The sequence below is a fragment of the Leifsonia shinshuensis genome (assembly GCF_022606355.1).
Taxonomy (GTDB): Bacteria; Actinomycetota; Actinomycetes; order Actinomycetales; family Microbacteriaceae; genus Leifsonia; species Leifsonia shinshuensis_B.
In genome coordinates, this window is the sequence record NZ_JAHHZQ010000001.1 from 273,037 (window position 1) to 285,753 (window position 12,717).

Below are 12,717 nucleotides of genomic sequence, written 5' to 3' on the forward strand. Positions count from 1 at the left end.
GGTGAAAAGCGACAATGACGTGCCCCTCGTCGTTCAGGACTCGGTCTCGTCGAGGATGGGGACGCGCCGGGAGGCCGCCCACGCGGCGAGCAGGGTGATGATCGACATGATCGCCAGCACGATGCCGGGGTGCCACCAGGCGTTGCCCACGGCCTGCCCGAAGATCAGCGTGAGCGCGGGTACGAACGAGGTGAGCAGCGCGGCGACGCTGTAGGCCACCGAGAGCGCGCTGTACCGGATCGGGCTGGGGAACAGGTCGGACATCAGGCCGCCGAGGCCCGCCCACGACAGGGTGGGCAGGATCCCGCCGATGATCATGCTGCCGACGAGCACGCCGAACGACGCCGACTGCAGCAGGAAGTACATCGGGAAGGCGACGAGGAGCGTGCCGATGGCGCCGATCGCGACCACGCGCGCCGAGCCGATCTTCGCGGCCCAGAGCCCGAACAGCGGGATGGTGATCAGCTGCAGGAGGCCGCCGATGGTGGTGGCTACCAGGAGGTCCTGGAACTTGAACCCGAGCACCGCGGTGCCGTAGTCGACCATGTAGGTGTTCATGAGCGAGTAGGAGCCGATGCCGAGCACTGCAGCGCCGATCGCGATCACGAACGCCGTCGGCGCCTTGGTGAACACGTCGAGGACGGGGAAGCGGTCGCGCCGGCCGGTCTCGATCAGCTTGCGGAACACCGGCGTCTCGTCGATCGACCACCGCAGGTAGAGCGAGACGAGCAGGAGCGGGAACGCTGTGAGGAAGGGGATCCGCCAGCCCCACGCGGCGATGTCGGCCTGCGACATCGTGAGGGTGAGGACGATGAACACCACGGCGCTCAGGATGGAGCCGACCGGGGAGCCGAGCTGGGGGAGCGCTGCGTAGAAGCCGCGGCGCTTCGGGTTGGCGTATTCGGTGGCGAGCAGGATCGAGCCTCCCCACTCCCCGCCGAGCGAGAGTCCCTGGACGAGCCGGAGGAGCACGAGCGCGACGCCGCCGAACCAGCCGGCCGCCGCGTAGCTCGGCAGCACGCCGACGAGACCGGTGCTGACGCCCATCAGCAGAATCGTCATCAGCAGCACGGGACGGCGGCCGATGCGGTCGCCCAGGTGGCCGAACACCACGGCGCCGACCGGGCGGATGACGAAGCCTGCCGCGATCGCGAGGAACCCGGCCAGCACACCTCCGAAGGCGCCGAGCGGTGTGAAGAACAACGGGCCGACGAAGAAGGCGGCGAAGTACGCGTAGAGGTAGAAGTCGTACGATTCGAGGGAGGTTCCGACGAACGAAGCGATGGCGACGCGGCGAGCCGTGCCCGGGGTGATCCCGGGGCGGTCGGTCTCGCTGGCGGCGAGCGTGGGGGTGGAGGTCACGGGTGTCCTTCTGACAGGGGTATCTGAACCGGGTCCAATAATAGGCGTGAGGAGACAACGCACGATGACACCGCGCCATTCCAGCGGCCACGGCACCGGCGGATCCGGCCGGCCCAGAGCCTCCTCCCGCGGGATGCTGGCCGAGGCGGCGGGCGAGCTGTTCCTCGAGCAGACCTATGCGGGAACGACGGTCGACGACATAGCGCGCAGGGCCGGCGTGAGCCGGGCGACCTTCTTCAACTACTTCTCGTCGAAGAGCGATCTGCTGTGGCTGGAGGTCGACGAGTCGCTGGCGGCGTTTCCCGCGATGCTCGCTGCGGCCGACGACGACGTGGAGCCGATGGCCGCGGTGCTCGCCGCGGTGCTGCGGCTGGCCGACGGATTCGGCCCGGAGCGACTGCCTCTCGCCGTGACGCAGGTGGAGCTGATGGGCACCGATGACGAGCTCCAGGCCTCCGCGCTCCCGCGCTTCCTGGCGGTGGTACGTCAGGTGGCGCTCGCCATCGCCCGGAGGTCGGGGGACGATCCCGACGGCCTCCTGCCGCGGGCCGCGGCGACCGCGGTGGTCGGTGCCGCCGTAGCCGCTGCGGGGGTGTGGGCCCGCGCCGGGGTGGGCAGAGGGCCACTGAGGCCGGTCGTGCGCGACGCCGTCGAACCCGTCTGCGCGGGCTTCGCGGCCGCCCTCGCGAACCGATAGACTGGTGCGAACGACATCGACCCGGCCATCACCGGTGAGTCTTCGGAAGAACGGCGGGCACTCGCCCGCTCACTAGAACCGAACGGGGCAGGCCCGTCACAGCCGCAGACGAGAGGTTCCCTCCGGCGACGCGGCCGGCGGGGGCAAGCGGGGTGGTACCGCGGCGGGCGTGCGAGCGTCCGGCGTCCTCGTGCAGAGTCGAAAACTGCCAGGAGAGAGATGCCGTACCCCAAGTCAGCGCCCGACGAGTCAGCGCCGAACGAGTCAGCGCCGAACGCATCCGCCGAGCCCGTGCGTGAGCCGCGGCAGGATGTCACGCCATCGCCGGCGTTCCCGGAGATCGAGACCGATGTGCTGGCGTTCTGGGCCGAGGACGGCACGTTCCGCGCGTCGGTCGACAACCGAGAGGGTGCGCCGGAGTGGGTCTTCTACGACGGCCCGCCGTTCGCGAACGGCCTCCCGCACTACGGCCACCTGCTCACCGGCTACGCGAAGGACGTCTTCCCGCGCTTCCAGACCATGCGCGGCAAGAAGGTCGAGCGGAGGTTCGGCTGGGACACGCACGGGCTCCCCGCCGAGCTCGAGGCTGAGCGGCAGCTCGGCATCACCGACAAGAGCCAGATCGAGGAGATGGGGCTCGCGGCCTTCAACCAGGCCGCGAAGGACTCGGTGCTGCGCTACACCCGCGAGTGGCAGGAGTACGTCACCCGTCAGGCGCGCTGGGTGGACTTCGACAACGACTACAAGACGCTGGACACCTCTTACATGGAGTCCGTGATCTGGGCGTTCAAGCAGCTGCACGAGAAGGGTCTCGCCTACGAGGGCCACCGTGTGCTGCCGTACTGCTGGCGCGACCAGACCCCGCTGTCGAACCACGAGCTGCGCATGGACGACGACGTCTACAAGCTGCGCCAGGACCAGACGGTCACGGTGACCTTCCCGCTCACCGGTGCGAAGGCCGAGGCCCTCGGGCTCACCGGCGTGCGCGCCCTGGCCTGGACGACCACGCCGTGGACGCTGCCGACCAACCTCGCGCTCGTGGTCGGCCCCGACATCCGGTACGCGGTCGTCCCCGCCGGTCCGAACGGCGCGGCCGACGTGCACGGACGCGCAGGCGGCCGGCACAGCGCAGGGCTCCAGGAGGAGTCCTTGAGCGGCGAGTACCTGCTGGCCGTCGACCTGGTCGGCAACTACGCCAAGGAGCTCGGCTACGGGTCGCCGGAGGCGGCTCGCGAGGCGATCAGCCGCACGGTCGCCGGCCGCGACCTGGAGGGCGTCACCTACGACCGGCTCTGGGACTACTACGCCGACACCGAGAAGTACGGCACGCAGAACGCGTGGCAGATCCTGGTCGACGACTACGTCACCACAGAGGACGGCACCGGCATCGTCCATCAGGCGCCCGCCTACGGCGAGGACGACCAGCGGGTCTGCGAGGCCGCCGGCATCCCGGTGATCATCTCGGTCGACGACGGCGCGCGCTTCCTCCCCGAGGTGCAGGACGTCGCCGGCCTGCAGGTCTTCGAGGCGAACAAGCCGCTCACCACGCTGCTGCGCGAGGAGGGGCGGCTGCTGCGCCAGGCGAGCTACGAGCACTCGTACCCGCACTGCTGGCGCTGCCGCAACCCGCTTATCTACAAGGCCGTCTCGAGCTGGTTCGTGCGCGTCACCGAGTTCCGCGACCGCATGGTCGAGCTCAACCAGGGCATCAACTGGGTGCCGGAGAACGTCAAGGACGGCCAGTTCGGCAAGTGGCTCGCGGGCGCCCGCGACTGGTCCGTGTCGCGCAACCGCTACTTCGGTTCGCCCATCCCGGTGTGGAAGAGCGACGACCCCGCCTACCCGCGTGTCGACGTCTACGGCTCGCTGGAGGAGCTCGAGCGCGACTTCGGGCGGCTGCCGGTGAACGCCGCGGGCGAGCCCGACCTGCACCGACCGTTCATCGACGAGCTGACCCGCCCCAACCCCGACGACCCGTCGGGCCGTTCGACGATGCGCCGCATCCCGGATGTGCTCGACGTGTGGTTCGACTCGGGGTCGATGCCGTTCGCCCAGGTGCACTACCCGTTCGAGAACCACGACTGGTTCGACAGCCACAACCCGGCGGACTTCATCGTCGAGTACATCGGCCAGACGCGCGGCTGGTTCTACCTGCTGCACACGCTCGGCACGGCGCTGTTCGACCGGCCGGCATTCACGAACGTGATCTCGCACGGCATCGTGCTCGGCAGCGACGGGCAGAAGATGTCGAAGTCGCTGCGCAACTACCCCGACGTCAACGAGGTCTTCGACCGCGACGGCTCCGACCCGATGCGCTGGTTCCTGATGTCGAGCCCCGTGCTGCGCGGCGGCAATCTGATCGTGACGGAGGAGGGCATCCGCGAGGGCGTCCGCCAGGTCCTGCTGCCGCTCTGGAGCACCTGGTACTTCTTCTCGCTGTACGCCAACGCCACGGGCTACGAGGCCAAGCACTCCACGGCATCCACCGACGTCCTCGACCGCTACCTGCTGGCCAAGACGCGCGATCTCGTGGAGGCTGTGACCGCCGACCTCGACGGCCTCGACTCGACGCTCGCCGCCGCGAAACTCCGCGACTTCGCCGACGTGCTCACCAACTGGTACGTGCGCCGTTCCCGCGACCGGTTCTGGACCGGCGTGTCGGAGGACGGCACCGGCACCGAGGCGTTCGACACCCTCTACACGGTGCTCGAGACCCTGACGCGCGTCGCGGCGCCGCTGCTGCCGCTGGTCACCGAGCGCATCTGGAAAGACCTGACCGGGGGCCGCAGCGTCCATCTGACCGACTGGCCGGAGGCCGATGTCTTCCCCGCGGACGACGCGCTGGTCGACGCCATGGACCGCATCCGTGCGATCAGCTCGACCACGCTCTCGCTGCGCAAGCAGTCGGGACGCCGGGTCCGGCTCCCGCTGGCATCGTTGACCGTGGTCGCCGCCGACGCCGAGGCGCTGAGGCCGTTCGAGGCGATCCTGCGCGACGAGCTCAACGTCAAGGCCGTGGAGCTGGTCGAGCTCGCCGACGACAGCGCGGCCTCCTATGGCATCACCAGCCGCCTCACCGTCAACGCGCGGGCGGCGGGCCCGCGGCTCGGCAAACAGGTGCAGCAGGTCATCCAGGCCGCCCGGTCCGGCGACTGGTCGGAGCACGACGGAGTCGTTACCGTGGGCGGCGTGGAGCTGGTCGAGGGCGAGTACGAGCTGGTCCTGGAGGCCGCCCAGACCGACGAGAACGCCTCGTCGGCGCTTGCGCTGCTCCCCGGCGGCGGCTTCGTGCTGCTCGACACCGCCACGACGCCCGAGCTGGAGGCCGAGGGCCTGGCCCGCGACGTCATCCGCGCCGTGCAGGACACCCGCAAGGCGGCGGGCCTCGACGTGAGCGACCGGATCGAGTTGAACGTCGCTTTCGAGCACGACGACGATGTGCGGGCCCTCGCGCTCGCTGGCGACGTCGTCGACATCGCGGCCGAGACGCTGGCGCTCGAGTTCGCGCTCGTGTCGGCGACCGATGACCTCGACGACGACTCCGACGGCTTCGTCAAGGAGTTCGGCGCGGGTCAGTTCGCGAACGCCGGCCGGTTCACGGTCGGAGTGACGAAGGTGGAGGACGTGCGATGACCGACGACGACGAGCTGCGCGACGAGGCCGACGCCGTCTACCAGGCGCTGCTCGCCCGCATCGGCGAGGGCGCCCCTGAGCGTCGGCTGGACGCCACACGTCGTGCTGTCGAGCTGCTCGGCGACCCTCAGCGGGCGTACCCGATCATCCACATCACCGGCACCAACGGCAAGACCTCGACCAGCCGGATCGCCGAGAGCATCCTGCGGGCCTACGGGCTGCGCACCGGCCTGTTGACCAGCCCGCACCTGGTGCGCTTCAACGAACGCATCATGATCGACGGCCAGCCGATCTCCGACGAGGCGCTCGTGCGCAACTGGGACGATGTGCGCCCGTATCTCGAGATCGTCGACGCGGAGCTGGAGGAGCAGGGCTCGGCGCCGCTGACGTTCTTCGAGGCGTTGACGGCACTCGCCTTCGCCGCGTTCGCCGACGCCCCCGTCGACGTCGCGGTGATCGAGGTCGGCATGGGCGGCGAGTGGGACTCGACCAACGTGGGCGACGGTCAGGTGGCGGTGTTCACGCCGATCTCGCTCGACCACACCCGGCAGCTGGGCGAAACGGTCCGCGAGATCGCCCGCACCAAGTCGGGGATCATCAAGCCTGCCGCCGACGTCGTCAGCTCCGCCCAGGTGCCGGAGGCCATGGCCGAGCTGGAGGAGGCTGCGCGGCTGACCGAGTCCACCCTGGCTGCGGCGCCGCAGGCCTTCGACGTCGTCGACACACGCGTCGCCGTCGGAGGCCAGCTCGTGACGGTGCGCGGTCGCGCGGCGACCTACGAGGATGTCTTCCTCCCGCTGTACGGCGACCACCAGGCGCAGAACGCCGCCGTCGCCGTCGCGGCGGTGGAGACGTTCCTGGGGCGTGGCGGCCAGCCGCTCAAGACGGACCTGGTGGAGGAGGGCTTCGCCACCGCGACCTCGCCCGGCCGGCTGCAGCTGATCGGCGTCGAGCCGACCGTCCTGGTCGACGCCGCGCACAATCCCGCGGGGGCGGCGACGCTCGCCGACGCGATGCGCCGCTACTTCGACTTCGACGAGCTGACCTTCGTGCTCGGCAGCCTCGGCGACAAGGACGCGCGCGGCGTCGTCCGGGCGCTCGTGCCCGTCGCCACGCAGTTCTTCGTGACCGAGCCGGCGTCCGACCGTGCGCTTCCCGCCGAGGAGCTCGGCGACGTCGTGCGCGACGAGGCGGGCGACGAGGCGACCATCGTCTACTCGGACGCGCTCGACGCCCTGGAGGCCGCCCGCGAGTGGGCGGGCGAGGAGCCGCGTCGCGCCGTGGTCGTCACCGGGTCGATCGTTCTCGTCGGCGCCGCCATGGCCCATGCCGAGGAGCAGGGCTGGAAGGACGCGACGGCGTGAGCGACCAGACCCCCGGCGACCCCGACGCGCCCGCGAAAGCTCCGCGCGCCCGCCGTCAGCGCTCGCTCCGCGAGAGCCTCGGCTCCATCGTGCTGGGCTTCGAGCTCATCGTCGTCTTCCTGGGAGCCCTCGTGCTCTTCGGGCTCAAGAGCCTGCCCGCGTGGATCGCGCTGGGCGGGGGAGCAGTGGTCGTCCTCCTGATGATCGCCGCCATCGGGCTGATGCGGAACCGCGTCGGCGTCGTCCTGGGGTGGATCGTGCAGCTCCTCGTCGTCGCTGCGGGGTTCCTCGTGCCCGCCTTCTTCATCGTGGGGGCGATCTTCACGGCCATGTGGACCTACTGCATGATCGCCGCCTCCCGCATCGACCGGAACAACCGAACGGAGATCAGATGACCACCGCTGTCGAAGAGACCCTCGTCCTCGTCAAGCCAGACGGAGTCGCCCGCAACCTCACGGGCGAGATCCTGCGCCGCATCGAGGCCAAGGGATACTCGCTCGTCGACGTGCGCATGCTGCAGGCCGACCGCGACCTCCTCGCGAAGCACTACGCCGAGCACGAGGGCAAGCCGTTCTACGAGCCCCTCGTCGAGTTCATGGAGTCCGGGCCGATCGTCGCCCTGCGGGTCGCGGGCAATCGCGTCATCGAGGGCTTCCGATCGCTCGCCGGCGCCACGGACCCGACCACGGCCGCCCCGGGGACGATCCGCGGCGACCTGGCCCGCGACTGGGGCCTCAAAGTGCAGCAGAACCTCGTGCACGGCTCCGACTCGCCCGAGTCGGCGCAGCGCGAGCTCGCGCTCTGGTTCGACTGAGCGCGTCGCGTCAGAAACGCAGAAAGGCTCCCGACCATCCGGTCGGGAGCCTTTCCGCTCGTGAGCGGACTGCGTCGTTACGGGCTAGACGAACGCGCGGTGGATCCAGTCGAGCTGGATCTGCGCCAGGATCGCCACGATGGCGTAGCTGACGATCGTGATCAGCGGCACCCAGCCGTAGAGCGTGGCGAAGAGCTTCCTGGCGCGCTCCGGAACCGGGATGTGACCCTCCTTGAGGTTGTACAGCGTGACAGCCCAGAAGGTCGGGATCGTCACGACCCAGGTGACCATGCACCAGGGGCAGAGCACGTTGAGCACGGTGATCGACTGGGTGATCAAGAAGATGACGAGCGCGAAGGCGAGGACGACGCCGACGTTGAAGGCGATCCAGTACCAACGGGCGAAGCGACCGGCGGCGAAGAGGCCGACACCGACGGCGATCGTGGCCGTCCAGCCGCCGAGGCCGAGGATCGGGTTCGGGAAGCCGAGCAGGGAGCCCTGCCACGAGCCCAGGTTCTTGCCGCAGCCGACGAGGACGTTGAAATTGCAGGAGAGTTGCGCGTTGGCGTTCTCCAGCAGGGCGATCTTGTCCAGCGTCAGCATCCAGGCGGCCCAGAGGCCGATGGCTCCGGCGACGATCAGGAAGATCGCGAGTGCGGTCGGCCGGCGGTACGCCGGGGGTGCTGGGTCGGTCGTCTGAGCGGTGGGCGCGGTCTTCGAGGCAGGCACAGTCGGATTATGGCATGACGCGACTCGGCGCTTCTGAGAACGCGGGTCGCGCCGGTCTCTCGCCCTCGACATGCGATAATCATTGGATAAGTCGTCCCGACAGCACGTCGGCCGGCTCCAACAGAAGGCTTGAGGGCGCCAGGTGCGCCCGAATGAAACAGCCGGTCGCTCACGACCGGCACAAGACAAGTGAAAGCCGGACGGACGGTGCCACGAGCATCCGCCGCCCGATCAAGGATTACGGAGGGGGCCGCACGCGGCACCTCCGACGGAGAGTACCCGGCGAGCGGGTTGCCGCCGCCGGTCGAGGAGCGCACCAGCGATGGTGGAAAACGAGAATATCGATAACACGAACAGCAACGATCAGGGCTCAGGAGGACGCAGACGCCGCAGTATCTTCGGCGGCAGACGCGTCACCCGGCCGGCTGACACGGCGGAGACGCCCGGGTTCGCCGAGGAGCGCGAGGTCGCTGCAGAGCAGGTCGCGGTCGAGCAGGCCCCAGCGGTGGTCGACGCCCCCGCCGGTGTAGCCGAGGCCGCTGAGGAGACGCACGACGGCGCGGTCGCCGCGGCCGGAGACGGGGCTGCAGTGCGGCCCGTCGACGCCCCGGCCGACGGCCACGAGCCTCCCGCTCTGCCCGACCGCCACGGCGAGCAGCCCGAGGCTGCAGCAGCGTACGTCCCCGGCCTCCCGCCGACGACGCTGCTGTTCCAGGCGCCCGACATCCTGCCGCTGCCGCCGCTTCCCGACGACGAGCCGACCGGTTCGGTCCGCCGTCGCTCGCGGCGGCGGGCGGGGGAGAACGGCCGCAACGAGGCGAACGACCCCGCGAACACCGTGGTCAAGGTGCGCACCCCGCGCGAACCGGAGCTGATCACCGAACCGCAGAAGGTCAAGGGATCCACGCGGCTGGAGGCCAAGAAGCAGCGTCGGCGCGACGGCCGTGACGCGGGGCGTCGACGCCCGGTGATCACCGAGGCCGAGTTCCTCGCCCGCCGCGAGTCGGTCGACCGCCAGATGGTCGTCCGCTCGAAGGGCGGCCGCATCCAGATCGGCGTCCTCGAAGACAAGGTGCTGGTCGAGCACTATGTGGCCCGCTCGCAGGAGGCCTCGCTCATCGGCAACGTCTACCTCGGCCGCGTTCAGAACGTGCTTCCCAGCATGGAGGCCGCGTTCGTCGACATCGGTCGTGGCCGCAACGCCGTGCTGTACTCGGGCGAGGTGGACTGGGACGCTGTCGAGACCGGCAATCAGCCGCGCCGTATCGAGCTCGCGCTCAAGGCGGGCGACCGGGTGCTCGTCCAGGTCACCAAGGACCCGGTCGGCCACAAGGGCGCCCGGCTCACCAGCCAGATCTCGCTCCCCGGCCGCTACCTGGTCTACGTGCCGAACGGCTCGATGAACGGCATCAGCCGCAAGCTGCCCGACACCGAGCGCTCGCGGCTCAAGAAGATCCTCAAGGAGGTCCTCCCCGAGAACGCCGGCGTGATCGTGCGCACGGCGGCCGAGGGCGCGACGGAGGAGCAGCTCACCCTCGACGTCACCAGGCTGACCGCGCAGTGGGCGGACATCAGTCGCCAGGTCGAGACGCAGCAGGCGCCCGCGCTCCTGCACAGCGAGCCCGACCTGCTCATCAAGATCATCCGCGACGTCTTCAACGAGGACTTCCAGAAGCTGGTGATCGCCGGAGACGACGCGCGACAGACGATCGAGAGCTACCTGCGCCAGGTGGCGCCGGACCTGATCGACCGCGTGGAGGCCTACTCCGGCGACCGTGACGCCTTCGACGAGTTCCGCATCACCGAGCAGATCGAGAAGGCCCTCGAGCGCAAGGTCTGGCTGCCCTCCGGCGGTTCGCTCGTGATCGACCGCACCGAGGCGATGACCGTCGTCGACGTCAACACCGGAAAGTTCGTGGGCTCGGGCGGCAACCTCGAGGAGACCGTCACCAAGAACAACCTGGAGGCCGCAGAGGAGATCGTCCGCCAGCTCCGGCTGCGCGACATCGGCGGCATCATCGTCGTCGACTTCATCGACATGGTGCTGGAGTCCAACCGCGACCTGGTGCTGCGCCGCCTCATCGAATGCCTGAGCCGCGACCGGACGAAGCACCAGGTCGCGGAGGTCACTTCGCTCGGCCTCGTGCAGATGACCCGCAAGAAGCTCGGTCTCGGCCTCCTGGAGACCTTCAGCGAGGCCTGTGAGGTGTGCGCCGGCCGTGGCGTGATCGTTCACCACGACCCGGTCGTGAAGCACCGTCAGCCGCAGCAGCAGCAACCGCAGAGCGAGCGCCGCCGCGGTCGCGGCGGCAACGGCGGCGCCCAGGCCGCGTCGAGCGCCCCGCACACCGGCAACGGCACGCACGCGATCACCGACGACGCCAAGAACGCTCTCGCTCAGATCGCAGCGTCGACGCTGCACCTGCACCACGAGGGCGAGACAGCCGCCGCGGGCGAGGCTCCCGCTGCCGCTGCGGAGGCCGCCCAGGCTCCCGCCGCCGCGGAGGCCGCGCCCAAGAAGCGCCGCCGCAAGAGCAAGGGCCAGCGTGACGAGCAGCGCAGCGAGGTGCAGGAGGCGCAGGGCGAGGCCGCCGAGCCCGCCGCTGCGGCGGACACGGCCGCAACGGTCGAGCCGGTCGTGCACATCGACCTCCCGCTGCTCGACCTTCCGGAGCCGACCGAGCCGCCGGCTCACACGCCGGCGGTGGCCGCCGTGGAGACCGAGCTGCTGCTCGACTCCGTCCTCGACGCCCTCCCGCACCCGAAGGCCGCCGGCCAGGGACGCAGTCGCGGCCGCCGCGCCAGCACCGCCGTCATCACCGGCGGCGAGCTCGCGGGCGAGAACCGCGACTCCTGATCACGGCTCACCCGATCGCGCCCGTCGTCCACTCCGGTGGCGGCGGGCGCGGACTCGCGGCGGCCGGCGCGGCCTAGTGACGTCGGTCCCTGTCGCGTGCGCGCACCCGGAGGCCGCTCGCGATGAGCCGGGCCACCAGCTCCTTGCCGCCGACCGGTACCGCGCCTGCGGCGACGAGCTCGTCGTACCGGCGGTCAGGGACGTCGTAGTGGTCGAGGTCGAACGCGCGTTCGGGAACGTCCGCTGCCGCGGCGAAGCTGTGCAGCTCGTCGAGCGAGGAATCGCTGACCAGATGCGACCACAACATGCCGTGGGCGGGCCATGCCGGGGGATCGATCAGGACCGTCATAGAATGATTGTAGGAACCGGCCCCGACACGGGTGCCGGGCGGTCTCGACGCCCCCTCGCTGAATTGACGGGTCGCGCGGCGTCGGGTAAAGTTGACCGTTGGTGTGTGCCGGTAGACCGGTACACCCTCGCGGTTTTCTGAGAGCCACCCGCCGCCATCGACGGGCGCGAGCTCACCAGTAACTCCCTGAACAAACAAGAGCAGGACAGGTCCACGGCATCGCCGGGAGCTGCTCCCCGACGAAAAGGTACGTGAAAGTGGTTTACGCAGTTGTGCGCGCCGGTGGCCGGCAGGAGAAGGTCGAGGTCGGCACCATCGTGACGATGGACCGCATCAAGGCCGACAAGGACGGCAACGTCGAGCTGGCCGCCGTCCTGCTCGTCGATGGTGACAAGATCACCTCTGACGCGAAGTCCCTCGCGAAGGTGAAGGTGACCGCCGAGGTCCTCGGTGACCTGCGCGGGCCGAAGATCGTCATCCAGAAGTTCAAGAACAAGACCGGCTACAAGAAGCGCCAGGGCCACCGCCAGGAGCTGACGCGCGTCAAGATCACCGGCATCAAGTAGCCGACAGCGAACCTCTCGAGGAGAAGAAGACATGGCACACAAAAAGGGCGCGAGCTCCACTCGCAACGGTCGTGACTCGAACGCGCAGCGCCTCGGCGTGAAGCGCTTCGGCGGCCAGACCGTCAACGCGGGCGAGATCCTGGTCCGCCAGCGCGGCACGCACTTCCACCCGGGCGTCAACGTCGGCCGCGGTGGCGACGACACCCTGTTCGCCCTCGCGGCGGGCTCGGTCGAGTTCGGCAACAAGGGCGGCCGCAAGGTCGTCAACATCGTGGCCGTCGAGGCCTGAGCCTCACCCACGACTGCACTTCACGGATGGGCGGGCTTCGGCCCGCCCATCCGTCGT

Annotated in this window: 11 protein-coding genes; 8 read left to right on the forward strand and 3 right to left on the reverse strand. The window is 69.7% G+C overall.

Annotation, left to right across the window (positions count from 1 at the left end; all coding sequences use genetic code 11):
- Positions 1-33 precede the first annotated feature (33 nt).
- Positions 34-1,362 (reverse strand): MFS transporter, encoded by a 1,329-nt coding sequence (locus KNO15_RS01410; RefSeq protein WP_241701568.1) that lies wholly within the window; start codon positions 1,360-1,362, stop codon positions 34-36.
- Between the two features lie 64 nt (positions 1,363-1,426).
- Here KNO15_RS01410 and KNO15_RS01415 point away from each other — a divergent pair, with 64 nt between their 5' ends.
- From KNO15_RS01415 to ndk, 5 genes are all read left to right on the forward strand, one after another.
- On the forward strand, positions 1,427-2,059 hold the full coding sequence (locus tag KNO15_RS01415; RefSeq protein ID WP_241701570.1) for a TetR/AcrR family transcriptional regulator: 633 nt from the start codon (positions 1,427-1,429) through the stop codon (positions 2,057-2,059).
- Positions 2,060-2,278: 219 nt separating this feature from the next.
- A complete protein-coding gene (ileS, locus tag KNO15_RS01420; protein WP_241701571.1) occupies positions 2,279-5,692 on the forward strand; it encodes an isoleucine--tRNA ligase in 3,414 nt (1,137 codons plus the stop codon).
- Positions 5,689-7,056, forward strand: a complete 1,368-nt coding sequence (locus KNO15_RS01425) for a bifunctional folylpolyglutamate synthase/dihydrofolate synthase (protein WP_241701572.1) — start codon at positions 5,689-5,691, stop codon at positions 7,054-7,056. The genes ileS and KNO15_RS01425 overlap by 4 nt, the downstream gene beginning before the upstream one ends.
- On the forward strand, positions 7,053-7,451 hold the full coding sequence (locus tag KNO15_RS01430; protein ID WP_241701573.1) for a DUF4233 domain-containing protein: 399 nt from the start codon (positions 7,053-7,055) through the stop codon (positions 7,449-7,451). The genes KNO15_RS01425 and KNO15_RS01430 overlap by 4 nt, the downstream gene beginning before the upstream one ends.
- The gene (ndk, locus tag KNO15_RS01435; protein ID WP_208042022.1) at positions 7,448-7,870 is read left to right on the forward strand and encodes a nucleoside-diphosphate kinase; all 423 of its coding nucleotides are present in this window, start codon (positions 7,448-7,450) and stop codon (positions 7,868-7,870) included. The genes KNO15_RS01430 and ndk overlap by 4 nt, the downstream gene beginning before the upstream one ends.
- A gap of 84 nt (positions 7,871-7,954) precedes the next feature.
- Here ndk and KNO15_RS01440 read toward each other — a convergent pair whose 3' ends face one another.
- Positions 7,955-8,599, reverse strand: a complete 645-nt coding sequence (locus KNO15_RS01440) for a vitamin K epoxide reductase family protein (RefSeq protein ID WP_241701575.1) — start codon at positions 8,597-8,599, stop codon at positions 7,955-7,957.
- A 322-nt stretch (positions 8,600-8,921) separates the two neighbouring features.
- On the opposite strand from KNO15_RS01440, the gene KNO15_RS01445 reads away from it, so the two are divergent.
- Positions 8,922-11,456 (forward strand): Rne/Rng family ribonuclease, encoded by a 2,535-nt coding sequence (locus KNO15_RS01445; RefSeq protein WP_241701576.1) that lies wholly within the window; start codon positions 8,922-8,924, stop codon positions 11,454-11,456.
- Between the two features lie 73 nt (positions 11,457-11,529).
- Here the strand turns inward: KNO15_RS01445 and KNO15_RS01450 are convergent, their stop codons facing one another.
- Complete coding sequence (locus KNO15_RS01450; RefSeq protein WP_241701577.1) at positions 11,530-11,805, reverse strand: DUF4031 domain-containing protein; 276 nt, start codon at positions 11,803-11,805, stop codon at positions 11,530-11,532.
- A gap of 257 nt (positions 11,806-12,062) precedes the next feature.
- Here KNO15_RS01450 and rplU point away from each other — a divergent pair, with 257 nt between their 5' ends.
- Entirely contained in the window at positions 12,063-12,371 is a 309-nt protein-coding gene (rplU, locus tag KNO15_RS01455; RefSeq protein ID WP_055916382.1) for a 50S ribosomal protein L21, read from the forward strand.
- A gap of 31 nt (positions 12,372-12,402) precedes the next feature.
- Positions 12,403-12,660, forward strand: a complete 258-nt coding sequence (gene rpmA / locus KNO15_RS01460) for a 50S ribosomal protein L27 (RefSeq protein ID WP_055916380.1) — start codon at positions 12,403-12,405, stop codon at positions 12,658-12,660.
- The last annotated feature ends 57 nt before the right edge of the window (positions 12,661-12,717 follow it).